Consider the following 25,063-nt stretch of genomic DNA (forward strand, 5'->3'; position numbering starts at 1 on the left):
GCCCAATCCCCCATTGTATTGTATATTCAAAAAATTGCATTAAGTAGAGAGGAATTTTTCATATATTATGAAGCCCGTAATGGCACTAAATAGTAAAAACCAACCCCTTTTTGGACAGCTATGAGCTAAATTTGATTATTTCCAGTATCTTTTTCATAATAACACCCTCATCTGCCTTTTTCTCAAATGAGACCAAAAGTAGCAGGTGAGAATCAATTGGAATGGTTGCTCTTTTTACATTTTCATATGATGTGATAGAGTACTCTGGCTTTCCGAGATTTCCTTCTGGATCCAAACGTGTGGCATGTCTTATGGATGACTTCATTACTGAAAATTGTAATCCAGAATCAGAAAGAAGTGGTGATATTCCATTTCTGTATTTTGCATCCAAGAGTTGTCCATGAGTTGTACATATTCCAACAAATCTTATAGAATCAGAGCACTCAAAGATCAAATCAAAATCTAAATCATGAACTAGTTGTTTTTTTGTCTGCTGTGCCATATGGTAGATAGTTTTTTTGCTAATTTAAGGAATTGCTTCCAAAAATGGAAACTATTACCACTAGAAAAAATATATTCAAAAAAAATTTTCTATATAGTGGTACACCGACAGAAGTATTATTCAAAAAATAATAAAAAAATTAGTTGCTTCCGATAATGAATACAACTGTTGCAGTTGTAGATACATCTTGATCGGAAGAGAACACAGGTGTTGGTGCAGACTTCATTGCCATTCCTTCAGCCATGTCAAATGCTGCATACATTGGCATTGGTGAAGGCATACCAAATTCAGAGAGACTCACATACTTTACACCAATGATGTGGTGTTCAAGTGGTGAAAGTGCCTTTTCTGCCTTTGATTTTGCATTTAGAACTGCTTTTGCCAAAAGATCATCTTTTACTTGTAGATGTTTTGCAGGAGACAAAGTAAAGTATACGCTATCAACTCTGTTGACACCGGATGACACAGCACTATCAATGATATCTGCTGCTAATCCAAGTTTTTTTGTATCAACATTTAGTATGTTTGATACTTTGTAGCCTACCAACTCTTGCTTGTAATGACCTGTAAGCTTTTCTTGATAGCTCTCATAGACAGGATAAATGTTCAAAGATGACGTACTAATTTCATCTTCTGAGATTCCTGCAGACTTGATTGCAGTAACTACAGCATTCATCAATGAAGAGTTTGCTTCAAGTGCTTCTTTGGCAGTTTTTTCTTGAGTCTCTACTCCAAATGATAGGTGAAGTAGATCAGGTTCTACCTGTGTTGCTGCAGTACCAGTAACTGAGATTGTCTTTTCACGTGAAGGAAAAGGAGTAACCTCCTGTGCACTAGCTTCTGTTGGATATACAACGCTTAGTGTAACAGCTATTACAAGTACCGCAGTTATTGTTGCGATGAGTTGTTTGCTTTTCATCGATTAAGAGTAGATAGTTTTGAAGATAAGGTTTGATTAAAGTTCGATTTAATCAAAATCCTTAATAAGACATCGGGGTTTTCCACTGGTTTAATGGCCTCAGAAGTAAAAGACGAAACAATGTCTATTTCAGACAAAGTAGAGATTCTCACCACAGAGGATGAAAAGATAAAGGCCATAGGCGAGATACTAAGTTCTGATCCCAGCAGACAAATTCTCAAACTTCTCTTCAATGATTCATTGACTGCAAATCAACTTTCACAAAAGACAGGCTCCTCCTTACCGCTAACAATCTACCACCTTAAAAAAATGCAAGAGGCAGGTGTTGTAAAGATTACAAATGTTGGTAAAAACACAAAATCCCATGACATGAAATTTTACACAATTGACAAGCTTGCAATAGTGATTTTGCCAACAGAGATGAAGGATCCTGCAAAGAAAAGCAAGTCATTGTTTAACTCATTTAATAGAATTCATAGGTTAGCTACTTTGGGTGCTGCCTGTGTTGCAGCATGGTTCTCATCTCAGTTCATTCAGAGCACAAAGACTGTTTCTGTAGATACAATTTCAGATGAAACCATGCAGTTTTCTGCACCAGAGATGGCTCAAAGAGGCATGGAGGAGACTGCAATTGCAGGCTCTGAGATGGCAATTGAGAGCACCGAGATGGCAAGTGCTAAAATGGCACCAGCAGCTCCTGCACCACCAACAACAGGCGAACCAGTAATCGATATCTTTTGGTCCGTAATTGTTGTGCTATCCATTGTAATTATCGGACTGACAATTGAGATCGGAATAAAAAGTAGAAAATAATGTTTCCAGTTTTTGGTATCTGTTGTGAAATTTAGTTAATTCATCTCTGTTTTATCCCAGTAATTTGCTTACGGAAAGAATGGCAGCAAAGAAAAAAGCAGCAGCAACCAAGAAAAAAGCAGCAGCAAAGAAAAAATAAACGAGATCATAAAACTTAGATCTCAGTTTTCCTTTTTTCAATAATTATTTTTCAATTTACAATCCAAATAATTTTCCACATAGTCCAGTAATCTCAGAAACACTACTATCAGGCTCTGCTGAAATTATGATGAGGTGCTCACCCATTGGGATGCTGATCATGAGAACCTTTTCTCTTTTTGAGGCAATAAAGGAAATTGAACCCAAAATTTCATCATCCTCTTTTCTCATAGAATGCTCTAAAACCAATTCGTTAAATCGCATCTTTCTTCGGGCATCAGTATCATACAGCTTTATTCCAGTCTTAATATCACCTGCAACCATATTTCCACGATCATTTATGACTCCTGCAAATCTTACTTTTGGATGTTCAACAAGCTTATCACATGCTTCATCTAATTTTTTTACTTCTTCGGCAGACAGCACAGTATAAGAAAATTCGTTTTAAGATTAAAGTATTTTTCAAAATATCAAGAAAAAGAATTAGATAAATTATTCTGATGCATCTTTCATGCAATCTGATGAGCAATAATTTTCATCATAACCCAAATCATACTTTTGTCCACAAAACTGGCATGTTTTTTGCATTTTATTTTTAAAATAATTTCCAAATAATTAAGCAAAATCTTCCAAAAATGGAAATTGCTTCCTAGAAAAATGAATTATCCAGAAGATACTTAACCAGAAAGAAAAAACCTCCATCATGACACAATTAAAGCTCAAAGGTTCCGGAGGTTATGTCATAGCTGATGTAACTGAGATTCAGGCAAAGAAGGCAGATCTAGGCGTTGGAGAGTTATTTTTGGCACCGCTTGGAAGAATAGAAGAGAGTAAAATTTCAAAATATTTTTGCAAGAATTGTGACGCTGAATTTGATAATTCACCAAAAATTGAATTTGAGAATCCGAATGAGACTGTTGCAGAAGGAATGATTCTAAAAGAAAGAGGACATTATGCATGTGAAAAATGCAATGGTGTGATTGGTGAGTATAGAGAGTTTTCAAAGACAGAATGAAAAGCTAGTTGAAAATTTTATTTTGTATTAAAAATTCCAAAGACTGTGTAAACTCTTCATCAGTGATTAATCCTTGCGACCACCAACCTGCAGAATTTTTGAACCATTTTGGAATTTTAAAATCTTGATCAGATTCTGTGTTAATGAAATCTTCTTCAATTAAAAAGTCGACACCATTGATGAAACTTTTTTCATCAATCATTCCAGAGGACCAGGCAGCAGCTCTATCTTTTACCCATAGTGGGATAACTGTGTTGTCAAACTCATAGTTTTCACTGAACCCATTTATTTTTAAAACTCCGTTTGAGTATGGTTCAACAGTATATGCCACATGCCAGTTTCCCATCTCATCAATACTTTGTAGAAATTCAACTTGCTCACCATTTAGTGTAACATCGAATTTTTCATCCACAGATGAGACTGGAAACTCAAAATTTGCATATGTCTCAATTGGGTAGCTATTCTGCATTCTCATCGTTAGTTCTGTTCCTTTATCGTTAAACTCTGCATAAGCATACCAAGCACCAGAGTCATATCGGAAAAAGAAGCGCTCATCATTACGAGTTGTGGATACAGGAATTATTGTATCATCAGCTGGAGCAAAGCAACTGTAGTACAAAACTTGAGATGATACAGATGGGTCAGGATACATGGCAAATTCAGCAATTTCACCAGGCCCAAGATTTGTTATCGGTACTGCATTTTGTCCTACATCTAGAACAACGTTTCCTTTACCATGAATTACAGCAAGCAGTTTTACATCAGAAATTGTTTTTTCACTAGTGTTAATCACTCTCCCTGTTACGTGACCATCATCATGCACAACAAGGGTATTATCATAAATTACTTCTAACCCAGGGGCTTCATTGAAACCTACAATAAAATCAATTTCAGCCTCGTTTAGGATAGGATTAGCTGTTTTTACCTCAGGAAATTTGAATTTGAAAGGCAAGTCTTTTGATGGCATGATATTGACATATGGAAAATCCCTTTTGATAATTTCATCACCATCAAGAATTGTAATAGATATTGTTGGAATCACAGGATATGATTCCCAGTTTCTAATAGCCCCAACAACAGTGTAGATTCCATCACTATCAAAATAACCAACATATTCTTTTTCAGGAATGAATACCTCTGCATATGCAAATTGCGAAAAAAAGAATATGCCAAATACAAAAACGATAATGATTGAAAGTGATGTCACAGTGTTATTTGTTATAACGCGTTAATAATATCTTCCAGTCCGGTTGCAGGCTTATCTAATAGTCCAGGCTGATAATCTTCGATAAGCTTATCTACAGATTCCCTGTCATTGATAAGAAAAATTTTCTTTCTATCCTGTAATGACAATGATAAGATTCCCTCATCAACTAGCTGTGATACATAAAATGATACCGTAGATGGTGCCTTGTTTACTTTATCTACAATTTCATTAAATGACAAACCCTCTTTGTTAATCATCAAGCTGTGAATAATTTTTCTTGTAGTGGTACGTCTTAGATTTTTGATAATCTTGGAATCTGTTTCAGATACTTCTAATGGATAGAATCTAGTCTGTCTTGGTTCACGAACAACCTGCACTAGTCCAGATTTTACAAGTTTGTCCAAATAGTGACTCAGTACACCGTTTTTTAGACCAGTAAAACGCATAATCTCTCTGTACTTTATTCCAGGGTTTTTTTCTATAACCTGAATCAAATGTGTGGTTCTTTCATTAGTCATTTCTAAATACACCCATAGCCAACAAGCCCAAGCTCATTATCATTAAAAGGTGGCCAACCTCTAATAAAGCTAGATCACCCAAGTTATACACATTTGGCCATGTTGCATCAAGCAAAGTAACTATTTCTGCCACAATAAAAGTGGAGAATGCAAAAATTGTTATCAATAGTCTTTTTGAGTGAAGCCTGACATATGCCATGACACTTAGTATTGTAAGAAAAGTAGCCAAAGTTATTCCGCCAACGTGCAAGAGAATGTGTGCAATATGGAAACCATGAAAGATATGAGGCAAGATTACAGGTGCTGCAAGAATTCCTACCACTCCTGCAACCACAATACTAAACAGGGTTGATTTTCTCTCTAAGATCTGACTGGGCCTAAACAAGTAATTACAATGACTCTTCTAGGAATTTAAAAAAACTGGTTCAAATATCGAAAAATCTGGCTTATTGACTAGCTTCCTACCCTTATGATCCCGTTTGTTATCATCCATTCAACCCCCTGCAAAAATTCAGAATTTGACAAAGTTCCATCAGACCACCATTTAGCGTTTGTTCGAAGCCAGCTAGGAATTGTAGTTTCAGTGCTTTCTTGTGTAGTAACAGATGCAGGAACGTTGATAATTTTTTCATTTATCAAATATTCTAATCCAGTTGCAAAGTCTTTGTCTGAGATTTGTTCATCAGACCACCATTTAGCATTATTCTTAACCCATTGTGGGATATCATCTGATGCATTCTTTACAGAAACACTTCCAATCATCCAAGGATGTAATGTACAGAAATAATCAAAACTACCTGCAGATGAAAACTTGTATGAAAAACTTTGTTTGCTTGCGATGATTTCACTATCAAAAACACCTGAAGGTCCAGATGACGGAATTCCGGATGTTACAGTATGAGCAGCATTATCATTGTTTTTCCAAACTACAATTTGATTTTGTTGAACTGTTAATGATGTTGGCTCATAACATGAATCATTTCTTTCACATCCAGGAGATGAGGATCCAGATCTGATTGAGACTTCGTGATCTCCTGTTGTAGTAGTTTTAGCTTCGGATACCCTAAATGAAAATTCTCCAGAGGTATCAAAATTGTTTACATTAGAAATTTTTACTATAGCTGCACCTGTAGTGTCAAAATTTACCTTAATGGAATCCTTGCCATCGGGTGTCTCTCTTTGTGTTTGAGATTTTACAGTTTTACCATTTAGTAACACATCTAGATCGTATGATATCTGTGGTATCAATGCATTAGATACAGGATCATGAAATTCAATGTTCAATGTAACATCATTATTTGGATTGATTTTCCCCTTTGGATTCAACCAAAAATGAAACTTCCAGTCTTCTTGAGATGATAGTTTGATTGATTTTTCTCCTTCTTCTAGAATTGCATCGCTCTTTTCTACTTCTCGTGGATTCCCAGATTCAATTCCAAAGACTATTCTGTCACGCTGATTTGCAGGGATTTGGTCATAGAGTTTGAGTAATTTTTGAGTAGGAATCAAAAAATGAACTACTATTTCTTCATCACCTGAACGATCTATTGTTCCTAGAATCGAAATATCATTTACAGTCATCAAGATATCGTGATTGTTAAATTCAGTAATTGACTTTGGGATGTAATACTCTGCATGAACAAAGGGTATCTTTTCAATGAATTTTTTGTCCCAATTAAAGGGCATGAGTGCAGTTAATTTTTTATTTTTCTCATCAAAGGAAAATTCTTCAATCTTATCAAAATATGTGGCAAACATTAGGTGATATTTTTTATTTTTAATGTCAATCTCGAATGGAATATACTCACCAATCGTAAGTAAAGTTTCAAAAGTTCTATCATTACCAGAGATAGTTTTTCCGTTAATTGAGAGAATTGTGACTTTAACGTTTACTAATCCTCCTTCTAGAAATAATGGGCCGTTAATCACAAGCGGATTTGCATTTGTTCCAATCAATTTTCCGTTAGGGGTTTTTTCTCCAGAATAATTTAGCTTTGAATCTGGAATGATCTTTATTGGTAATTGTTGTTCTGGTGAGAATGCATCAAATGATGCAATTATGTCATTTGACTGTCCATCATGTATTTCTATGTTATACTCTATGGATGAGATAGAATTCATAGAGTTTACATTGATAGTAGTAACAGAAAAATCGATCTCATCCTCATCTCCCTTTAGTACATCGGGATTAGTTTCAACTTTGACTTTGAGATAGTCATTTCCTATCTTTATTGATTCACTCTCAACACTTCCCAACCCATGTCCATATACCTCACTGGTTCCAGCTATCAGAATTAATGAAATAATTCCAAGAAGAAAGTAATTTTTCAAAGTTATCAATTTAGAATGATTTCAAGCTCACAAAAAGGTTTAGACTTTGATTAAACCAGATGAAATCAGAAACTGGATTCCATTTGTAAACTCAACATCAGAGATTTGACCTTCTGACCACCATACTGCATTGTTTCGTACCCAATCAGGGATTGATGTTTCAGTGATTACTTCTTCATCTGTTACTTCTTCTGATGTTGGAATTTCGATTATTCGTTGCTGAATTAGATACTCGATTCCACTTGCAAACTCTTTGTCATCAATTTTAACATCGCCCCACCAAGCTGCATTCTTCTTTACCCAATCAGGTATGATTATATCAGTAGCGACTGGAGTAATTAGAACTTTGTTTGGTTTTGTTTCTTGAGTAGGAGTAATAGAGGATTCTTCAGATGGAGATGTCAAGTCTGCATTTCCATTGATTATTCCATTGCTGTATGGTAAATCATAGATTATTGCTTTGGAAGTAACATCCACTTGATCTAGACGTGAGAATGGTTTTGGTAATGTCAAGTCAGTATACTCGATGTAGATAGTGTCTTGATCAGATACACGTAATCTGTCTAATTTTTGTGATGAGTCATCCGTAGTAACACGAAATTCTCCTTTAAGGACATCAATATAGTGTCCGTGTGCACGACCTTCAAACTCTGGTGTTTGTCCTGCCTTTTTGAAAGCACTGTGTTTGCCAACTACTTGTTGCAATACAGCCTCAGGAGCAACTTGGAAAGAAAAGTCCTCACCTAAACCAGAATTAAACACGTTCTTGACTACAACTTTAACAGAACCACGTTCATCAAATCTGATTGGCTCAATGCCGTGTCCATCATCAAAGTATCGATTATTTCTTGTTTCGATGAGCTCGCCGTTAAAGTAAATTTCCATATCATAGCTTAGCTTCTGTTGATGAATGTCGGTCTTGCCGGTGTGCACCATTAGATTTAGATTGTAATCTTGGTCAACACCAATTACTCCTCCTGGTTCCCACCAAAAGTAGATCTTCCATTTTCCATCAGGAGTGTATTTTGTAAGTGATGATGCAGCTGGCTCTGATAATGGTTCGCTGATTCCTTCATATGCAGTGGGTGAACCGTGATCATGATTTGGAATGAATTGTACTGGGACGTAAATTCCGGCTTCATCGGATTCAGACCATGCGCGAATCCAATATGTGAAGAATTCTGCATGATGCACCCATAAATCTGCATCATGTAAGGTAAACGTAACTGGTTCATCAGTGGTAAAGGTATCTTTGTCAAATGATATCTCACCCATTCTCCATGTCCATGTTGCAGTCTTTGAAACTACGATGTTATCATTAGCCTCCCATGATACTGTAACAGCACCGTTTTGGAAGTTTGTTGTAAGTCTAGCTGCAACATCATATGCACTACCAATAATATCATCAGAACATGCTGGTTTGTGCATCATATGTTGAGCATAGGCAGAAGGTAGGAAAGTATCAAGTAATCCAGTAAATAGTAATGAATGTAATTTTATCAGTGGGAAAATGAATCCGTGACCATGTCCGCCACTAGTAGAAGGCCTACAATTATCAAATATGTCTTCACCGTAATTGGATGATGTGTGACCATGTGCCTTTACAGTTTGTCCATTTTCATTATGAACGATAAAATGTTGGCCATTAAGTTTCACAACACCAAAGAAGAGTCCTGTATCAGGACCAGTTTCTGAAAAGACAGCAGTTGTTACCTTGTAATCTCTAGTTGCAATGGTTAGTTTACTTCCATATGCTTCACCAATATGATCAATTAAGAGTTCATCCTCATTCCAGCCAGGTGCATAAATTAAGACGTTTACTCTGTCAGTCCATGTGTATCCTTCGTATTTTTCATCACATTCCTGCATGGTCATTGCCTGATTTGAGCAAAATTTTATGATTACACCAGTTGCTTTTTTAGTATTAGAAAATCCAGATTCAGAAAATGCGCTTTGCACTGGAATAGACACCACCAAAGTTGTCATTAGAACAAATACCATTAGTTGTAATGCCTTTACCATTGTACTATTTTTTTAGAAAAAAAATTTATTAAAAGTAGAATGGTTCATTCGAAGAATGTACCAATTATCTATTAATTTTTTTTTAAAATAAAAAATTATGACATATGATGAATTATTTTTAATTATTTTCAGCATGCTGATTGTTTTTCCACCTGCATCATCTGTATTTGGTGAAGAGGAATCAATTTTTCCAGATTGGATTAAACAAGTAATAGAACTGTGGGTCAATGAAAAAATTTCTGACCAAGAATTTATCGATTTGATTGAGAATGTTCTAAATAGTCAGATTATTCCTTCCGAAGTTACTTTAGATGAATCATCGGTTTTGCTTGTTCCAAAAAGTGAAATCAATGAAAAGACGGGTGTATTTGTAGGAAAAGACAATCACAGTATCCCTACTTGGGCAAAAGAGAGAGCTGCATGGTGGGTTGAAGGAAAGATTACTGATGAACAGTTTCTCCGAACACTTCATTATTTGAGAAACATGGGAATTATGGAATACAATCCTGAAATCAGTATATTTTCAGAAGAAGATACGCATGACTCTAGTCTAGAAAAATATCTCTTGACCCAAGAGGAAATATCTAGATTCACTCAAGGTACAATTTGGAGATTTGTTTCAACCGAATATGAATTTGAAGAAAAAGAAGGAGTTGTTGATTCTGTGAAAATTATTCTAAAAGACATTAAGCGTATGCATGATCCAATATTCAACAAATACAAAGTTCCATCAATGATGATGCAGATTACAGAATTTAATAACAAAAAGGATTTGGAAAATTATTGGAATTCTTTTGAAAAAGATAGTGAAGGAAGTGTTTTTTCAAGAGCATACATGGTAGGATCACCAAGTGACAACTCGGATTGTTTTTTTAGTTATACATATGAGGGCGCAGTATCATCATGCACTTATGATAGCATGGTAATTCAAGTTGTGATTTATGATGAGTATAACGAACATTATGAGTACAGCAAAAAGGATCTCCTACTAGATAGAAGTGAACCTACAACAAGATTCATGGGGGAAATTCTACAAAAGATTGGTAAATACAAAGATCAAAAAGTAAATGACAGATTAGATTATGTCTTGCAAAAAAATTCATCTGATGAAACTCAAAAAATAATCAATTCAGAGCCAGAAAAATCAAAGATTTATGGAATAAAGAATTTTTCATGCCAACGTGATGATTTTGGATTGGTAAAGATTACAGGACAATACAACAATGATGAAAGGCAAAAACAAAACGTTGATTTGCAGATTACATTTTTTGATGGAAATAATTTACCAGTAGGAAAAAACACTGTTAGTCTTCATGATGTAAAAGAATTTGAAAGTAGGAAATTCATAGGATACACAAAGTGGACTGGTCAATTTTTATCCTGTGATGCATCTGTATTGGACTCAAAAAATCCTACTTGATCAAATGGGCAAAGTTTGACGTAATATCGTTAAATCTAGTTGTACTAGGCTCTAATTTTGCAAATTCCACACTAGCACAATGCATTAACCATTGTTTTACAGTGCCAGATTCTGCAATGTTGGATTTTCGAATAATTGAGATTAGCTCAATACTAGTCATTTCATAAGTAATACCTAATCTGTTGCAATAGTAGTATCTTATTGCCTGACTGAGTTTTTCATATGCATCCTTTCTTAGTCCACCGTTGAATAGCGACATAGACTCACCAAGCATCACTGCTGTTTGCTTTTTGTAATCAACTGGAATTGAAACGGTTTGCAGTAATGGTGCCTCTAATTTTCTTATCCAAGGTTTTTTGTGCATTAAATAACCTAATGCAATCAGTGCAACGACTACGGGTATCATGATCAGTATCACATAGTAATCAATTGATGTTGGTGGCTGTAGCTCAAAGATTGGTTTTTCTTTTAGCACATCTCTGATATGCTTTGTATTTTCAAATTGCGGTCTTTCCAATTTGAGATTATCAAATATGTTGCTATCAGAGTCTTGTGGTGTGGAAACCATTACCTCTAATTCTTTTAGTGAACCATCAGGTTGAAGTTTCTTACCAGTAAGTAGTTCTTCAAATATTTGCTGACTCTGAGCAGTTAGATCCTCAATCATGCGTTCACGCATTTGGTTTTGATCTAATCTCAAGTAGTTAGGTGACAATTCATTTAGATCAAACTCTCCACCGTACTTTTGGCTGTTTGCAATAATCTCTCTTGCCTTGTCTAGTGCAGCAGGTGAGAAGACCCCATTTGGAATTGCTTCCAGGTCATCAAGATCATAACCACGTTCAAGCAAAAATAATTCCAAGTTAGAATTTGGATAATAATCAAATGCAACTCCACGAATAATGTAACGTTGTTCCCCTACTGGATCTAAAAGTGCTTCGGCAACTTCAACATAACCATCCGAATATCTATCATGATATTTTATTTTGTGTAACCAGTTTTCGTCACTCAGGTCTCTTTGATCAATTAAGACTTTGTTTAGTATCTGGCCTTCTTCGGATTCTATAGTAATCACATGATCACCAATGCTGTAACCATTTCCTGTGACAAATTTATCATAGTATACTTTTTCAGATTCTTTTTTTTGCTCCTCTATGATGTTTTCATAATTTGAGATGATTTGATTAGAAGATGTTTGTAATCCAGAATCCAGCTGTCCCTCTATCATCCAGTCAATTTGGATATCAGGATGCTCTGCATAGATTGGATTTGCATAAAGTAACAATGGTAGTAAAAGCAGGCAAAGTAGTAATTTTTTGAATTGAATAATTTGTTGCATGATAAATCACTAAAATCAAGTTCCCACGTGTGAATCATGAAAAATGGACAAAAATGATTCCCGTATAGTCAATTCCAAAATTTCAAAGACAAAAAACCACTATAATGAAAATTGGTACATTCTTCGAATGAACCACTTTGCTATTAATTCAAAAACCCAGAAAATACATCATTGGCACTAAGAGAGTATGAACCCGATTTTCAAATATCAAACAAGGACATTGAAAATCTAAATCAGAAATCACAAGAATATGCTCAAAAATTATCCACTGTACTAGAAGAGTCCCAGAAGGTAATAGTTGGACAACAGGATGTAATAAGAAAAATTCTCATTTCAGTTATTTCAAATGGTCATGTACTGCTTGAAAGCGTACCAGGTTTAGCAAAAACACTCATGGTAAAGACAATGGCAGATATATTCAATGTAGAAGATGTCAGAATACAGTTTACACCAGATCTATTGCCTGCAGACATACTTGGAACAAAAATTTACAAAAATGTTTCAGGAAACTTTGTAACACAGAAAGGACCAATCTTTCATAATTTTGTTTTAGCCGATGAGATTAATCGTGCACCACCAAAGGTTCAATCAGCATTGTTAGAGGCAATGCAGGAAAGACAAGTAAGCATTCATGGTGATACATACAAGCTACCAAAACCGTTTCTAGTTCTTGCAACACAAAACCCAATAGAGAATGAAGGAACATACAAACTTCCAGAAGCACAAGTAGATAGATTTGCACTAAAGATTTTGATTGGATACCCCTCAAAAGAAGAAGAAGTATCAATAATTGAAAGAAATTCAAACGGTGGTGAAGTCTCAGTCAAGTCATTAATTCAACCAGAAGAGATTATAGATATTCAGAAATTTAATGAAAGCATCTATGCTGACAAAGTAATTACAGAATACATTGCAGACATAGTAAACGCAACAAGGAATCCAAAAGAGTATGAACTTGATCTAGCTAGCATGATAGAGTTTGGAGCATCGCCAAGAGCATCTATCTGGTTAATGAGAGCTGCAAAGGCAAATGCATTACTCAATGGAAGAGGATTTGTAATTCCTGAAGATGTTAAGGAAGTTGCACATGATGTACTCAGACACAGAGTCGTTCTGACATTTGAAGCAGAAGCAAATGGAATCAACACAGATAAGATAATCGACTTTGTTTTGGAAAAGATTACCACGCCGTAGCAATGACTCAATTATCTGAGCTCCTAAAGAAGATAAAAAATCTTGAAATCAATACAAAGACCCTAGTTGAAGGAATGGAGTCAGGAGGGTATCGCTCCCGATTTCGTGGAGGAGGAATAGAGTTCTCAGAAGTGCGTGGTTACATTCCGGGAGATGATGCCAGGAGAATAGACTGGAATGTTTCTGCTCGATACGATAACCTCTTTGTCAAGGAATTTGTTGAAGAAAAGGAGCTCAATGTCTATGTAATAGTGGATTTGTCTGCTAGTAACGATTTTGGCTTTGAGAAGAGCAAAAAAGAGCTTGCCTTTGAAATTACTGCCTCCCTGATATTTTCTGCATTAAAAAATAACGACAGAGTAGGATTAGGGATTTTTACCAATTCCCTGGAAAAGTTTGTTCCAGCCAAGAAGGGAAAAAGACACATGTTGCAAATGCTTCAGCAGCTTTTAGATCACAGCCCTGCAAGTAAGGAGACTAACATCTTTCAGTCAATCTCAGATCTCTACAAAAAATTAAGAAGACGTAGCGTAGTCATAATTATTTCTGATTTTTTGTCTGATTCATTCTCAAAGCCGTTGCAGCTCTTAAAATTACAACATCAAGTAATCTTGGTAAGCATTTCAGATATTCGTGAGAGAGTCATTCCAGACATCGGACATGCGTACTTTGAAGATGCCGAGTCTGGAGAACAAATTTTAGTAAATACTTCGGATAAGAAATTTCAAGAGCAATATGCAAAGCTAATTGATGATGCATTAAAAAAAATTCAGTATGATGCAAGAAAGTTAGGCATTGATATGTTGAATTTAACAAATGAGGAGTCATTTGACATTACGTTCAACCGATACTTTAGAAACAAGATGAGGTCACACTTACAATGAACATTCAGTTTGAGTTCTTGCCAGCATTATTGTTACTTGTAATAATTCCAGGATTGTTTTTCTTGTATTCAAAATACAACTCTAGTAAAAAAGAATCAATTCTAAAATTTAGTTCATTGAATATAATAAAAAAATCAATTTCTGGAAAAAGTATTCTTAGAAAACATCTTCCATTTGTGTTATTGCTGATAGTGGTATCTTTGATAATCATTGCACTGGCAAATCCTCAAATACCATCATTTTCAGTTGAAAAAGGAATTAATCTAAGTATTGTAATCGATGGTTCTGAAAGTATGTCTGCAAAAGATTACCAGCCAACCAGAATGGAGGCAGCTAAAAGAGCAGTCACTAACCTAGTAGGAAAATTAAATCAAAACGACAATGTTGGAATAGTTCTTTTTGAATCAGGAGCAACTACAATCTCATACATGACACCTGTCAAGGAGAAAACCATTGATGCCATTTCATCAATACAACAAAGTCAGGGGGCAACTGCACTTGGAGATGGAGTATCTTTGGGTATTGATATGGTATCATCGATTCCAGATAAGAAGAATATTGTCATTCTGCTTAGTGATGGCGTTCATAATTCTGGTTTTATCACGCCTGATGAGGCTATAGAATACGCAAAGATGAACAATGTTCAGATTCACACAATCGGTCTAGGTTCTGATGAGTCAGTTTTTCTAAGAAATGATGTGTATGGAGAGCCACAATATGTTGAGCTAGACGAGCAGACTCTGAAGAAAATTTCAGATGAGACAAATGGAAAATACTTCAAGTCAGTAGATGAGCAAACCCTAAAGGAAATATTCACACTCCTTAGCTCAAACTTGGAGTATCAAATGGAGTGGTCTTCAATTAGTCAGTGGTTTATTGGTGCAGCTATGGCTTTACTTTTGGCTGATGTCTATATCATCTACGGCAGATATAGAATTGCAGCTTAGTGTGTTACTTAGAAACTAAAAATAAAAAGAAAAGAAAAAATGAAAAAAACTTAGTCGTCTTTCATTTTGTGTTTCTTACCTGGAAATTTTGTATCTTTGATGTCACCAATGCAACCGAAGCCACCAGCAAATCCTGGAGAGTTGAATTTAGCTGCATCACTACAGAATCCTGTAAAGTCTACAGGAACGTTTGTTCCATCAAAGTATGTTACTGTACCATATACACGATATCCGTAAATTCCATCAATTACCATTTGTCTGGCAAGGAATTTTCCTGGTTGACCAAATACAGCACCAGCTGTTACACCCAAGTCTTTTGCATCTGCATCAGCAGGGCTAGAAGCTTTGTCTACTTTCTTTTGATTTTTGAAAAAGTATTTGTCTACTTTGAGACTTGCTGTTTTGATTGGTAATTTAGTGTCAGCATCCCTAACTGTGATATCAACACCGTGAATACCGTCCCATGTACCTGGTTCATTTCCGTAAGATGGTTCATTAGTATGTCCTAAAACGACTTGAACAGTTCTTGATTCTCCGTTTGCGATTGTTAATGGTATTTTCATGTTACCATGTGCATATGCTTCTTGTGAAGCAATAACTGAGATTATGGTAACTGCTGCCATTACGCCAAGGAGGCTTAGAGTAGTATGTTTCATTTTCATATTCCTCCTAAGAGTGTCCTAGACCATCGTTCATGTGGTCATCATCGTTGAGGTCATATACTGGGTTATGATCACCTGGACCAAATCCTAATACTGGACCGTCATGGTATTGATCAGTTCCGATGCTTCCTAGTACTTGCTGTATGTTAATATCAACAACATCAACGTCGCCAAATGAGATTGCCTCATCTGAGAGGTTAATCAAGTCAATATCAGTTACTCTTGGGGCACCACCATTGAGTGGGTCTGGGATGTGTGCGTGCCAGATACAACTACTTGGTTCAGTAGTTTTTGATATTGCGTTGATATAGAACAATGGAACTAACTGCATGTTTGCGTGTTCGAGGTTTTCATCTACATGACCAGCAATTAATGCAACTGTTGGTTGGTAGGTGTCATCACCCTCTTCTACTGGCTCACAAGGTGCTTTAAGCAATACATGTCCTGAGACATAGTTTGGACTGGAATCATACAATGGGAAAATATCCCCGGGTTGCATTGTGATATCGTTAAGCCTGATGTGTGTGTTATCAGGAATGGTACCTGCTGAAGTTCCTAGTTCAAAACTGTGACTTGCAAAGACTGTTCCGCCATAAGCTATTGTGATAGCCAAAAATGCGGTTCCAAGTAACAATGGAAGTTTGTTTTTGTTTAGATTAGTCATTAAACAGGAATTATGTCATGTATTAAAAATCAAATTGGTACATTCAAAAATTATACCAGTACAATCATAGAACAAGTATGATGTGTATCAAAGGGAGTATTTATTTTGAAAAGTATTCGTTTAGTAAAAAATTAACAGTGTCGGAAAAGCTATACCAGTATTGTTCTTCTTGAACTTTTTTTGCTTGAATCTGTCGAATTTTTTCTTCCAAGGAGATATCAATTGAAAACGTAACTCTTTTTCTCATGTAACATCATCCAATACGGGATTTAATGGATGAGAAACAAATGACAACAATGAATAAGCGTGTTAGTAGTTTCTCATCCACTATGATCTGAACAACTAGTAGTAGACGGTTCAGGATAAAAGACAAATTGGTACATTCGAGAGTTGTACCAAGATTTTTGATAATCTTAATACAATGAATACAAGAATTCCCTCATGGAATTTCTGTACATAGTTGCACATCTTGTAGTGTTGTGTGGCGGAATGCATTTGCCATAAAATTTTTGGTAAAATGGTTTTATTGTAATAGAACATGAAAAAACTATGTTCAAAGTAGCACTCATTGTTGGCTCAGTCAGACGCGACAGAAACGGAATAAAGGTTGCCAAATGGATGGAGCAAAAACTAAAGGAACGAGGACATGAGGTTTTTTTCATAGATCCAATGGAATTGAATTTACCACTACTAGATAGGATGTACAAGGAGATGGATAACCCTCCTGAAAATTTAAAAAAATTAAGACAAATGATTGTAGATGCTGATGGCTATCTTCCAATTACTCCTGAGTACAATCATAGTACATCATCAGCTATGAAGAATACTTTGGATTACTTTTTAGAAGAATATTTCTTCAAGCCTTCTGCAATTGTGTCATATTCTGTTGGTGGCTTTGGAGGAGTAAATGCTGCAGCACACTTGAGGCAGATATTATCAGAGATGGGGACTCCTGCGATTTCCTCTACATATCCCATATCTAAGGTTCAAACAGTCTTTGATGATAATGGAAGGCTCCTTGATGAAAAGCACGACAAGCGAGTAAAACGATTCTTAGACGAGTTTGAGTGGTACATGGAAGCTATGAAGAAACAAAGAGAGAAAGGAACTCCATACTAAACAAATTATAATAAATTCAAAAATCTAGTATAGTGATGACTCAAAGTAAGCCCACTGCGATTGTGATTGATCCCTATCCTGATGCGGCAACACTATTATCAGAATTATTAGAAATTGTAGGACTCGATGTTTTAGACGAAATTAAAAGTTATGACCAAGCATTATCATCATTTAGAAAACATTTACCTCAAATTGTATTCATGGATGTTTCAACGACTGATCAAAATAGTATTTTTGCAATCGAGGGAATAAAAAAAATAGAACCGACATGCAAAATTGTAGCCCTAGTTGCAGATGCAAGTCATGAAACTATAGAGCTATTAGACACAGCCAAGCTAGATGCTGTTTTGATAAAACCATATACAGTAAATTCGGTATTACAAGTATTACGTCAAGAATTAAAGATTAATGTTTCAAAATCAAAAAAATAAATAAAAATTAATTTGTAATTTTCTTTGGAAGTATGATAGTGAATTTAGCTCCTTTTGAAGAAAGATTTTCAGCTTTAATTGTTCCTCCATGTTGCTCTACAATTGTTTTACAACTTACCAAACCTAATCCAGTTCCAGATGATTTTGTAGTAAAGAGTGGATCAAATATGCTATCAATAGATTCGGAGGGAATTCCAGGTCCAGTGTCAGATATCTGCAGTACAATGTTATCATTATCTTCAGATGCATCAATGATTATGCTTCCCTGAGTGACATCCATTGCGTCGATTGCATTAGAAAATAAATTTTGAAATACCACGAGCATTTGGGTTGGATCACAAAATATGGTTAATGTTTTTGTTGGAAGAATAATTTTTATGTTTTCTGGGATTTTTAGATTCTCTTGGGATTTTTTTAGTAATTCCAAAAGATCAGTTGATGTAATTTGCGGAGGCCTTGTTCTGACAAAATCAAGAACATCTTTTATGATGTAGTTCATCTCTTCTGTTGCATTTTTTATCATAGGGAGGTATTTTTTCAGCGTAGGGCTGGAATTTTCATTTTCATGCTTCTGGATGATAAATATTGCATTGTTAATCACACTTAGAGGATTTCTAAGATCATGAGAAATTCTTCCTGCAAGCTCTCCTATTGAAGATAATCTTTCTGATTTGATTATATTATCTCGTGATTTTTTTAACTTGGAGACCATTATTTCAAGATCTTGTGAAAGCTGTCTTAGTTCTTCTGGTTCTGTAATATCAATATTGGATGAAAGTTTGTCTTCAGCAATTTCGTGTGTAACATGTTGTAATTTTTTAATTGGTTTTCTAATAGATAATGACATCAAAAATGCCACAATTAACGAAATACTTGTAACAATAACAAGTACGATTGACATAGTCAAGAATGACGACTCGATGATTGGTTGTACTTTGGATAGTGAGTAATCTAATTGAATAATTCCAATTTTTTCAGTTATAACTATAGGAGAAGATACTCTAATGTGTGTATCAGTGTGTAGGATTACAATTTCATTTGATACAATTGCATTTTGGATGAAGGGATCATCAAGTATTTCTCCATAATTAGGATTCTTTGATGTTCCATCTGAGAGAATTTTACCATCTGCAGACATCACATAGATGTTATCTACAGGGTATGTTTCTTTCCATTTTTTGAGATGTTCATCAATTACATCAATGTCTAAAAAATACACAAAGTTAGCAAGATCTTCTGAAGCAAAGTCTGCAAGGGCAACGGCATCCTGTTTACTTGATTCAATTAGTTTGTCTGTAACAATATATGAAAAGGCGATAGGATAAACTATCATTATCACTGCTATTGGAACCATCACAAGGAGAATTAATTGAGTTGAAAACTTCATTACTTATCATTGAATTATTTTGTATAATTCCCTCATCTGTTCCGTAAATTTTTCTGTGTTTTCTAGTTCAGAATATTTTTTTGTTTCTTTAAAATCCTCTAGAATTTTTTTTCCTTCACTGTCTTGGTTCATCTCTAGTAAAATAGACCTAATTTTTGATACAGTATCTGAGTTTAATTCTGATCTATGAGAGACTATGTATCTTGGTACATCTATTGTTTTTTCAACGATTACAAGTTGTGACTTAATTCCTTCAGGAAAATCTTCAAAATCAATATTACTTGTCACCCCAATGTCAGCCTTGCCATCTATGACTAGATTGGGTGTATTTTCATCATCATAACTAAAGACAAATCTCAGTGAATTTGCATCATCACCAAGGGATAATCCATTTTGAGATAAATGGGAGACTGGCAAAAGATATCCAGTAGTAGAATCGGGTGATTGAAAAGCGATGGTTTTTCCTCCAAAGTCATCTAGTGAATCAATCATTGAAGTAGATTTGACAAAGAATACGCTGTGGTAATTCTCAACGTTTTCTTTCCAACTAATTAAGAATGGAACAGAGCCACTATTTTCAGATATGGAATATGTTATCAATGGACTATCATAGAACAAATCAATCTCCTGTTGCTTTAGGAGAATTTCCATCTCCATTGGAGTTTTGGTGATTATTACCTTTCCATGGTATTTTGTAGTGTAATCAGAAAGATTTTTCGCCAAATAATCTGCACTCGGTTGGAATCTTTCTATCATTTTTTGTGCATCTCGGTGCACCGTACCAATTCTTAGTGGGATAGAATCTTCACTAACTTCTACAACAGTATTCTTTGGAGAGATCGTCTCAATGTCAGATGTGTCTAAAAACGAAATAGTTCCTAAAATAGCAAGAGACGGTACGATTACTATTACAAGAATTTTCCAATATTCCAACTATTTTAAAATGGTGTAATCCTAAATAAAATCAGTTCAATGTTCTTGGTTTGATCATTTACTTGAATCTTTTTAAGACGAGTCAACATAGTGAATTCATGGAACTAAAATCAGAAGAATCAGTCGTATCTTATCTAAAGACGTTGCCTGATGATACAATAATCAGGTATTATCTTGATGTGGAATATTCTCCATTTCCAGTGTTGATTCTCAGGGAATATCAAAGAAGATTCAAAGAAAAATCCAAAAATGAGATCTTACAGAAATTAAAAGTTCAAGCAAATCTTGCAAGAAAGAAAACGAAGGAATTAGGATTTTTGGCAAAAAAGAAAACGGGAATTGATGAGATTTCAAAACAAAAATCTCAAGAAATGATAAAGCAGGCTACTAACAAAGGATACAAAGTGAGTGATTCCCTACTCAAGAAAGGAGCACAGTTTAGTGTAAAGATAAGAAAAGATGTTTCAAAAGGAGTCAAAAAGACAAAATCTATCAAAACATCTTCAAAGGATCAACTTATCCTGTTAGAGAAGCTTGGAAAGCTGCGAAAAGAAGGAATTATTACCGAGAAAGAATTTCGTGAAAAGAAGAAAAAGATACTGAGTAAAATTTAGTTTGTAAAATTACGGAAGTTCTTCCTCTAGATCACAGCATGCTTTGTGGACCCAATTACCTTTAGAATTTTTTAAAATTTCCTTGCCGACTTTGATTGCTTCGCCACATTCAACACATTTTCCATTAAATCTTGCTTTCATTTCACGCTAATGATTTATTCATCAAATTAACGTGTTGCTATGTGAAATGGATCAAAATTAGAGAGTTTGCGGATACACAAATTTTACATAGACGTTTCCATTTCTATGGATCCAGATAGATTTTCTGCTTCTACGCATACTAGTCACTCCAATCATCTAGCATTATCCATGATAATCCTTGCAGGTCTTGCCAGGTAACGTTTGAGGGTAGAGAAAGTTTTGTGCCTTCTTGAGCTGGTGTTCTTTCAACCAGTGTTTTTGTTGGCTCAGGTTGCCAATTTTTGTGAATCTGTACTAATGACATAAAGTACCTTATTCAAAATATTATATGGAAATAGCTCTGCTGTTGTGGTATGCCTCAAATCTGATCGCTATACCCTAGGCTTTAATTTACAGCAGATTCTCTTTTTTCTGAACTAAATTGGATGATAAAAACAAGCTACCAAGTTGGGACACTTACTACAAAGAAAATGAGGTAAAAAAGATGCCATGGTATGAGGAAAGTCTTGATGCAGACTTGGCAGAAGAGATTAAAAATCAAAGACTCAGTAGAGGAAGGTTTTTGGATCTAGGAACGGGACCAGGCACCCAAGCAGCACAGCTAGCAAAGTTAGGCTTTGATGTAGTTGGTACAGACATTTCAGAGAATGCCATTAACAAAGCAAAAGAGACATCAAAAGATGCAAAATTTTTTGTAGATGACTTTTTGCATTCTAGATTACCAGATCATTCATTTGATTATGTACTAGACAGAGGATGCTATCACGTCTTTGATCAGTTACAAAGACGTGATTACATGAGAGAAATCAGAAGAATAATGCGCGACGGTGCAATATTATTTCTCAAAGTAATGAGCAAAGAGGAAAAAGATCTTCCACAAGACGAAGGACCGTATAGATTTTCAAAAAATGACATCATCAATGCGTTTGAAAACGGATTTGAGATAAACAGCATAAAACCAACAGTTTACTATGGTACACTTGATCCTCTGCCAAAATCATTATTTGTAGTAATGACAAAGAGGGCCACTTTTCTTTAGGATTATTTTTTGAATAATATATACAAACGTGTTCCAATAAAGATTCCAACGGCTGATGCAATAACTATTGGAACGATATATTGACCAAGGTTATCAATCATGGAATCACCTTGTTTTTCTTTGAGATTCGCCACATCTTGGGCACGACATTCCGTTTGTAGGATAGCCGCAACGTCTACATCCTGCGTTAATGCTAAATCGCTCATATTTTCCTGATTTGAAAATTTTACGTAAGAGTATAATTCCTATTAGAATTCCCATTGCAATTCCAATCCATATCAATACCATACAATACTATAGGTCATCATAGGTAAAAAACTAATCAATTGTCAGATGCTTCTTTGTACCAGTTTGCCATAACCGGGTTTACCAACAACTTGGAAATCTTCTGCAATAATCTCTCCACGAACAATCGTTTTCACAGGCCATCCCTTTAGATTCCATCCATCATAAACCAAATAATCAGAGAATCCACCAAATAGTTCAGTTGTAACTTTTTTCTCTTTTTTGAGATCTATCATGGTAATGTCTGCATCAGAGTTTTTCTCAAGAGATCCTTTTTGCGGATACATTCCAAAAATTTTTGCAGCATTGTTACTAGTTAGCTTTACTAGTTGTTGGAGGTTAATTCTATCTTTGTTGACTCCTTCACTAAGCAGAATAGGCAGTACAGTTCCAATCCCTGGAAAGCCTGCAAGTGCACCCCAGACATCAGAGCCGCCAAGTTTTAGCTTTAGTTGGTTAGCTACATGATCAGTCCCTACAGTATCCACTTCGTTTTGTTTGATGGCACCCCAAACATGCTCAACATCAGATGATGATCTAATTGGCGGCATGACCTTTGCAAGGTATCCCTTTTGTTTATCGTGTGATAGTGTAAGATAGTGGGGGCATGTCTCGACAAAAATTTTTGTTCCGTTTTTTCGCTCTATGCGAATCTGCTTAAGGGCTTTTGAGGAACCAATATGAACAAAGTAAATGGTACAGTTGTACTGTCTTGCAAATTCTGAAACAGTCTTGATTGCTTTTGCTTCATAGTCAGGTGAGCGGCTCTCAGACCAGGCACCTAAACCATCCTGCTTCTTTTCTTTTGCAGTTTTGATTCCACACGCACATGATTCATAGTCTTCTGCATGAACCAAAACTGGGCATTTTAGCTGAGCAGCCTTTTGGACAACTTTTCTTACAATTTCAGAGTTTACTTCAACTCTGGCATCATGGAGTCGTGTAGAGCCTGGAGCCATGTCCATGTATACATGTCCCACATCACCTCCAAGATTCATGTAAAGCTTGAATGATGTGACTCCTTTTTGGGTGCAAAACTCCATCTCGTTGATTTGTGAATCATTGAAGATTGAAGCATGAATTGTATAATCAACATAGTGTACTCTAGAGCTTGCATCAAGCTGTACTGGCAGGGATTTTTTGTAGGAGTCACCCAGTCTGAGCATTCTCATCATTGTTGTAATGCCACCTATTGCTGCTGCATGGGATTCTGTAATGCCTGCCTCATCTATTGGGGAATATACTCCATAGTGAACATGTGTGTCAATTGGTCCTGGAATTGAGACTAGACCATTTCCGTTAATTTTGTGATCAGAGCTTGGCGTGTCATTTGTAATTTGCACAATTTTGCCCTCATCAATTACAATGTTTTTTTGAACCATTCCTTGCGGCAATATTACATGCGAATCAGTAATCACTAGATCATATGTCATGTCTGTTAGTTTTTCTTAGGATATTTTAGTTTGAGTAAATGAATAAAAGCAGATCAGAAATCTGTATCTAGAGGGCCGGTGGTTTAGGGGTATAATGCCGCGTTCGCAACGCGGATGTCGAGGGTTCAATTCCCTCCCGGTCCACCAAACTAGAAACTATTATACATAATTCATTATTACTGCTCTCCATGAAGGTTCTAAACGGAAAGCAGGCTGCAGAAGATTACATGTCAAGTCATACTCTAGCATTTTCCACACCAGAGTTAACACTGATGAGATTTGCATTTTGGCTAGGAGATACTATTCCAGATCCAGAAAACAAAGAAAAAACGATTCCCAGAGTGTACACATATGTTGAAGAAAAAGACTTTGAGCCTGTCAACATTATTGATGAAGAGCATTACGAGCCAACTGGTGCAGTAAGAACTTCTGGCATGTATGGAAATCCAAACAAAGAATCCAGCGGTGGTGGAAAGTTTTGTTCTGATTGTGGTGCAAAAATTTCTGCTTCAGCCAAGTTTTGTCCAGAGTGCGGAAGCACACAGGATTAGTTATTGAGCTTTAGTACCACATTTGGTACAGAATTTAGCATTTGGTCTTAGTTGTGCTCCACATGCAGAGCATGCAGGGCCTTTAGGTCTTGAGACTAGTGATGGATCAGGTGATGGTAGTGTTCCAATGTCACCAAATCCTTGTTTTGCAGAGACAATGCTTGGTGGTGCGCCTGCCGGATTTCCCGCAGTTCCAACTCTAGCTTGGTTTGCTGCTGCCATTCCGCCAGCCATTCCTCCACCCATCATTCCAGAACCCATTCCGGGCATCAATCCTGGAGATTGTGTTCCGCCTGGGGCCTTACCACCGGAGATTCTATCAATTGATTTTTTTAATTCCAAGATAACCTTGATTGATAAAAATTCCAAAGCAGAATATGCTACTACGTAATCACCAAGTTTTTGAAAGAATTCAGAATCAGATAGTTTTCCATTCTTGTAGAGATTGTTTGCATCAAGAAAACTTTCATAGTAACCTTGAGAATCATTGAACAAATTTTCAAGCTTCTCAGTTAACAGGTTAAGTGTATCAACTTCACCAAGTGACATGATACA

The 25,063-nt window shown here is 35.8% G+C and carries 30 protein-coding genes and 1 tRNA gene; 12 read left to right on the forward strand and 19 right to left on the reverse strand.

The annotated features are described in order from the left end of the window. Positions 1-118 precede the first annotated feature (118 nt). Complete coding sequence (locus C6988_RS00480) at positions 119-502, reverse strand: hypothetical protein (RefSeq protein WP_182132502.1); 384 nt, start codon at positions 500-502, stop codon at positions 119-121. A 139-nt stretch (positions 503-641) separates the two neighbouring features. After that, positions 642-1,421, reverse strand: a complete 780-nt coding sequence (locus C6988_RS00485; protein WP_182132504.1) for an SIMPL domain-containing protein — start codon at positions 1,419-1,421, stop codon at positions 642-644. A 93-nt stretch (positions 1,422-1,514) separates the two neighbouring features. On the opposite strand from C6988_RS00485, the gene C6988_RS00490 reads away from it, so the two are divergent. Then, positions 1,515-2,234 (forward strand): ArsR/SmtB family transcription factor, encoded by a 720-nt coding sequence (locus tag C6988_RS00490; RefSeq protein WP_182132506.1) that lies wholly within the window; start codon positions 1,515-1,517, stop codon positions 2,232-2,234. A gap of 195 nt (positions 2,235-2,429) precedes the next feature. Here the strand turns inward: C6988_RS00490 and C6988_RS00495 are convergent, their stop codons facing one another. Next, positions 2,430-2,798 (reverse strand): DUF6659 family protein, encoded by a 369-nt coding sequence (locus C6988_RS00495; protein WP_182132508.1) that lies wholly within the window; start codon positions 2,796-2,798, stop codon positions 2,430-2,432. A gap of 277 nt (positions 2,799-3,075) precedes the next feature. On the opposite strand from C6988_RS00495, the gene C6988_RS00500 reads away from it, so the two are divergent. Then, on the forward strand, positions 3,076-3,387 hold the full coding sequence (locus tag C6988_RS00500; protein WP_182132510.1) for a hypothetical protein: 312 nt from the start codon (positions 3,076-3,078) through the stop codon (positions 3,385-3,387). A 4-nt stretch (positions 3,388-3,391) separates the two neighbouring features. On the opposite strand, the gene C6988_RS00505 is transcribed toward C6988_RS00500, so the two are convergent. The 5 genes from C6988_RS00505 to C6988_RS00525 form a co-directional block, all read right to left on the reverse strand. Further along, positions 3,392-4,594 (reverse strand): peptidase, encoded by a 1,203-nt coding sequence (locus tag C6988_RS00505; RefSeq protein WP_182132512.1) that lies wholly within the window; start codon positions 4,592-4,594, stop codon positions 3,392-3,394. Between the two features lie 11 nt (positions 4,595-4,605). Beyond that, positions 4,606-5,112 (reverse strand): winged helix-turn-helix transcriptional regulator, encoded by a 507-nt coding sequence (locus C6988_RS00510; RefSeq protein ID WP_182132514.1) that lies wholly within the window; start codon positions 5,110-5,112, stop codon positions 4,606-4,608. Further along, positions 5,105-5,497, reverse strand: coding sequence for a hypothetical protein (locus C6988_RS00515; protein ID WP_182132516.1), 393 nt, complete (start codon positions 5,495-5,497; stop codon positions 5,105-5,107). Before C6988_RS00515 ends, C6988_RS00510 begins: the two co-directional genes overlap by 8 nt. 68 nt (positions 5,498-5,565) lie before the next feature. Further along, positions 5,566-7,443: a cupredoxin domain-containing protein gene (locus C6988_RS00520; RefSeq protein WP_182132518.1), complete on the reverse strand. Its 1,878-nt coding sequence runs from the start codon at positions 7,441-7,443 to the stop codon at positions 5,566-5,568. A 39-nt stretch (positions 7,444-7,482) separates the two neighbouring features. After that, a complete protein-coding gene (locus C6988_RS00525; RefSeq protein WP_182132520.1) occupies positions 7,483-9,465 on the reverse strand; it encodes a hypothetical protein in 1,983 nt (660 codons plus the stop codon). A 133-nt stretch (positions 9,466-9,598) separates the two neighbouring features. Between C6988_RS00525 and C6988_RS00530 the strand changes: the two genes are divergently transcribed. Continuing rightward, entirely contained in the window at positions 9,599-10,885 is a 1,287-nt protein-coding gene (locus C6988_RS00530; protein ID WP_182132522.1) for a hypothetical protein, read from the forward strand. On the opposite strand, the gene C6988_RS00535 is transcribed toward C6988_RS00530, so the two are convergent. After that, positions 10,878-12,224 (reverse strand): hypothetical protein, encoded by a 1,347-nt coding sequence (locus tag C6988_RS00535; protein ID WP_182132524.1) that lies wholly within the window; start codon positions 12,222-12,224, stop codon positions 10,878-10,880. The two genes, C6988_RS00530 and C6988_RS00535, sit on opposite strands and share 8 nt — an antisense overlap. Before the next feature lie 171 nt (positions 12,225-12,395). Between C6988_RS00535 and C6988_RS00540 the strand changes: the two genes are divergently transcribed. The 3 genes from C6988_RS00540 to C6988_RS00550 are packed head-to-tail and all read left to right on the forward strand — an operon-like array spanning position 12,396 to position 15,249. After that, on the forward strand, positions 12,396-13,418 hold the full coding sequence (locus C6988_RS00540; RefSeq protein ID WP_182132526.1) for an AAA family ATPase: 1,023 nt from the start codon (positions 12,396-12,398) through the stop codon (positions 13,416-13,418). Positions 13,419-13,420: 2 nt separating this feature from the next. Continuing rightward, on the forward strand, positions 13,421-14,302 hold the full coding sequence (locus C6988_RS00545) for a DUF58 domain-containing protein (RefSeq protein WP_182132528.1): 882 nt from the start codon (positions 13,421-13,423) through the stop codon (positions 14,300-14,302). Further along, positions 14,299-15,249 carry a vWA domain-containing protein gene (locus C6988_RS00550; RefSeq protein WP_182132530.1) on the forward strand — a complete coding sequence of 317 codons (951 nt, stop codon included), beginning with the start codon at positions 14,299-14,301 and terminating at the stop codon, positions 15,247-15,249. The genes C6988_RS00545 and C6988_RS00550 overlap by 4 nt, the downstream gene beginning before the upstream one ends. Positions 15,250-15,299: 50 nt before the next feature. Here C6988_RS00550 and C6988_RS00555 read toward each other — a convergent pair whose 3' ends face one another. The 3 genes from C6988_RS00555 to C6988_RS00565 form a co-directional block, all read right to left on the reverse strand. Continuing rightward, entirely contained in the window at positions 15,300-15,905 is a 606-nt protein-coding gene (locus C6988_RS00555) for a hypothetical protein (protein WP_182132532.1), read from the reverse strand. A 13-nt stretch (positions 15,906-15,918) separates the two neighbouring features. Then, a complete protein-coding gene (locus C6988_RS00560) occupies positions 15,919-16,575 on the reverse strand; it encodes a hypothetical protein (RefSeq protein ID WP_182132534.1) in 657 nt (218 codons plus the stop codon). A 100-nt stretch (positions 16,576-16,675) separates the two neighbouring features. Then, entirely contained in the window at positions 16,676-16,822 is a 147-nt protein-coding gene (locus C6988_RS00565) for a hypothetical protein (RefSeq protein WP_182132536.1), read from the reverse strand. A gap of 302 nt (positions 16,823-17,124) precedes the next feature. Here C6988_RS00565 and C6988_RS00570 point away from each other — a divergent pair, with 302 nt between their 5' ends. Together C6988_RS00570 and C6988_RS00575 are read left to right on the forward strand one after the other, a co-directional pair. After that, positions 17,125-17,694 (forward strand): NADPH-dependent FMN reductase, encoded by a 570-nt coding sequence (locus C6988_RS00570; RefSeq protein ID WP_182132538.1) that lies wholly within the window; start codon positions 17,125-17,127, stop codon positions 17,692-17,694. 35 nt (positions 17,695-17,729) lie between these two features. Further along, positions 17,730-18,125, forward strand: coding sequence for a response regulator (locus C6988_RS00575; RefSeq protein ID WP_182132540.1), 396 nt, complete (start codon positions 17,730-17,732; stop codon positions 18,123-18,125). Between the two features lie 7 nt (positions 18,126-18,132). On the opposite strand, the gene C6988_RS00580 is transcribed toward C6988_RS00575, so the two are convergent. Continuing rightward, positions 18,133-19,512: a HAMP domain-containing sensor histidine kinase gene (locus tag C6988_RS00580; RefSeq protein ID WP_182132542.1), complete on the reverse strand. Its 1,380-nt coding sequence runs from the start codon at positions 19,510-19,512 to the stop codon at positions 18,133-18,135. Between the two features lie 6 nt (positions 19,513-19,518). Next, positions 19,519-20,445 carry a phosphate/phosphite/phosphonate ABC transporter substrate-binding protein gene (locus tag C6988_RS00585; RefSeq protein ID WP_182132544.1) on the reverse strand — a complete coding sequence of 309 codons (927 nt, stop codon included), beginning with the start codon at positions 20,443-20,445 and terminating at the stop codon, positions 19,519-19,521. Between the two features lie 98 nt (positions 20,446-20,543). Between C6988_RS00585 and C6988_RS11125 the strand changes: the two genes are divergently transcribed. Beyond that, the gene (locus C6988_RS11125) at positions 20,544-21,059 is read left to right on the forward strand and encodes an SHOCT domain-containing protein (protein WP_182132546.1); all 516 of its coding nucleotides are present in this window, start codon (positions 20,544-20,546) and stop codon (positions 21,057-21,059) included. 9 nt (positions 21,060-21,068) lie between these two features. Here the strand turns inward: C6988_RS11125 and C6988_RS11130 are convergent, their stop codons facing one another. Then, the gene (locus C6988_RS11130; RefSeq protein WP_255464104.1) at positions 21,069-21,200 is read right to left on the reverse strand and encodes a hypothetical protein; all 132 of its coding nucleotides are present in this window, start codon (positions 21,198-21,200) and stop codon (positions 21,069-21,071) included. A 139-nt stretch (positions 21,201-21,339) separates the two neighbouring features. Further along, a complete protein-coding gene (locus C6988_RS00595; protein WP_182132548.1) occupies positions 21,340-21,504 on the reverse strand; it encodes a hypothetical protein in 165 nt (54 codons plus the stop codon). 117 nt (positions 21,505-21,621) lie between these two features. Between C6988_RS00595 and C6988_RS00600 the strand changes: the two genes are divergently transcribed. Beyond that, positions 21,622-22,239, forward strand: coding sequence for a class I SAM-dependent methyltransferase (locus C6988_RS00600; RefSeq protein WP_182132550.1), 618 nt, complete (start codon positions 21,622-21,624; stop codon positions 22,237-22,239). A gap of 105 nt (positions 22,240-22,344) precedes the next feature. Here C6988_RS00600 and C6988_RS00605 read toward each other — a convergent pair whose 3' ends face one another. Beyond that, positions 22,345-22,527, reverse strand: coding sequence for a hypothetical protein (locus C6988_RS00605; RefSeq protein WP_182132552.1), 183 nt, complete (start codon positions 22,525-22,527; stop codon positions 22,345-22,347). 41 nt (positions 22,528-22,568) lie between these two features. Continuing rightward, entirely contained in the window at positions 22,569-23,957 is a 1,389-nt protein-coding gene (locus tag C6988_RS00610; RefSeq protein WP_182132554.1) for a dihydroorotase, read from the reverse strand. Between the two features lie 72 nt (positions 23,958-24,029). On the opposite strand from C6988_RS00610, the gene C6988_RS00615 reads away from it, so the two are divergent. After that, positions 24,030-24,104 (forward strand) — tRNA-Ala (locus C6988_RS00615). A 41-nt stretch (positions 24,105-24,145) separates the two neighbouring features. Beyond that, positions 24,146-24,508, forward strand: a complete 363-nt coding sequence (locus C6988_RS00620) for a zinc ribbon domain-containing protein (protein ID WP_182132556.1) — start codon at positions 24,146-24,148, stop codon at positions 24,506-24,508. On the opposite strand, the gene C6988_RS00625 is transcribed toward C6988_RS00620, so the two are convergent. Further along, entirely contained in the window at positions 24,509-25,057 is a 549-nt protein-coding gene (locus C6988_RS00625; protein WP_182132558.1) for a zinc ribbon domain-containing protein, read from the reverse strand. Between the last annotated feature and the right edge of the window lie 6 nt (positions 25,058-25,063).

Origin of the sequence: Nitrosopumilus sp. b1, assembly GCF_014078545.1 — an archaeon.
Taxonomy (GTDB): domain Archaea; phylum Thermoproteota; class Nitrososphaeria; order Nitrososphaerales; family Nitrosopumilaceae; genus PXYB01.

Bases quoted from the DNA above. Each gene is read 5' to 3' on its own strand.
- C6988_RS00480 (WP_182132502.1), bottom strand. From the start codon at position 502: ATGGCACAGCAGACAAAAAAACAACTAGTTCATGATTTAGATTTTGAT.
- C6988_RS00485 (WP_182132504.1), bottom strand. From the start codon at position 1,421: ATGAAAAGCAAACAACTCATCGCAACAATAACTGCGGTACTTGTAATA.
- C6988_RS00490 (WP_182132506.1), top strand. From the start codon at position 1,515: ATGGCCTCAGAAGTAAAAGACGAAACAATGTCTATTTCAGACAAAGTA.
- C6988_RS00500 (WP_182132510.1), top strand. From the start codon at position 3,076: ATGACACAATTAAAGCTCAAAGGTTCCGGAGGTTATGTCATAGCTGAT.
- C6988_RS00510 (WP_182132514.1), bottom strand. From the start codon at position 5,112: ATGACTAATGAAAGAACCACACATTTGATTCAGGTTATAGAAAAAAAC.
- C6988_RS00525 (WP_182132520.1), bottom strand. From the start codon at position 9,465: ATGGTAAAGGCATTACAACTAATGGTATTTGTTCTAATGACAACTTTG.
- C6988_RS00530 (WP_182132522.1), top strand. From the start codon at position 9,599: ATGCTGATTGTTTTTCCACCTGCATCATCTGTATTTGGTGAAGAGGAA.
- C6988_RS00535 (WP_182132524.1), bottom strand. From the start codon at position 12,224: ATGCAACAAATTATTCAATTCAAAAAATTACTACTTTGCCTGCTTTTA.
- C6988_RS00545 (WP_182132528.1), top strand. From the start codon at position 13,421: ATGACTCAATTATCTGAGCTCCTAAAGAAGATAAAAAATCTTGAAATC.
- C6988_RS00550 (WP_182132530.1), top strand. From the start codon at position 14,299: ATGAACATTCAGTTTGAGTTCTTGCCAGCATTATTGTTACTTGTAATA.
- C6988_RS00555 (WP_182132532.1), bottom strand. From the start codon at position 15,905: ATGAAACATACTACTCTAAGCCTCCTTGGCGTAATGGCAGCAGTTACC.
- C6988_RS00560 (WP_182132534.1), bottom strand. From the start codon at position 16,575: ATGACTAATCTAAACAAAAACAAACTTCCATTGTTACTTGGAACCGCA.
- C6988_RS00565 (WP_182132536.1), bottom strand. From the start codon at position 16,822: ATGAGAAAAAGAGTTACGTTTTCAATTGATATCTCCTTGGAAGAAAAA.
- C6988_RS00570 (WP_182132538.1), top strand. From the start codon at position 17,125: ATGTTCAAAGTAGCACTCATTGTTGGCTCAGTCAGACGCGACAGAAAC.
- C6988_RS00575 (WP_182132540.1), top strand. From the start codon at position 17,730: ATGACTCAAAGTAAGCCCACTGCGATTGTGATTGATCCCTATCCTGAT.
- C6988_RS00580 (WP_182132542.1), bottom strand. From the start codon at position 19,512: ATGAAGTTTTCAACTCAATTAATTCTCCTTGTGATGGTTCCAATAGCA.
- C6988_RS11125 (WP_182132546.1), top strand. From the start codon at position 20,544: ATGGAACTAAAATCAGAAGAATCAGTCGTATCTTATCTAAAGACGTTG.
- C6988_RS11130 (WP_255464104.1), bottom strand. From the start codon at position 21,200: ATGAAAGCAAGATTTAATGGAAAATGTGTTGAATGTGGCGAAGCAATC.
- C6988_RS00595 (WP_182132548.1), bottom strand. From the start codon at position 21,504: ATGTCATTAGTACAGATTCACAAAAATTGGCAACCTGAGCCAACAAAA.
- C6988_RS00605 (WP_182132552.1), bottom strand. From the start codon at position 22,527: ATGGTATTGATATGGATTGGAATTGCAATGGGAATTCTAATAGGAATT.
- C6988_RS00610 (WP_182132554.1), bottom strand. From the start codon at position 23,957: ATGACATATGATCTAGTGATTACTGATTCGCATGTAATATTGCCGCAA.
- C6988_RS00620 (WP_182132556.1), top strand. From the start codon at position 24,146: ATGAAGGTTCTAAACGGAAAGCAGGCTGCAGAAGATTACATGTCAAGT.
- C6988_RS00625 (WP_182132558.1), bottom strand. From the start codon at position 25,057: ATGTCACTTGGTGAAGTTGATACACTTAACCTGTTAACTGAGAAGCTT.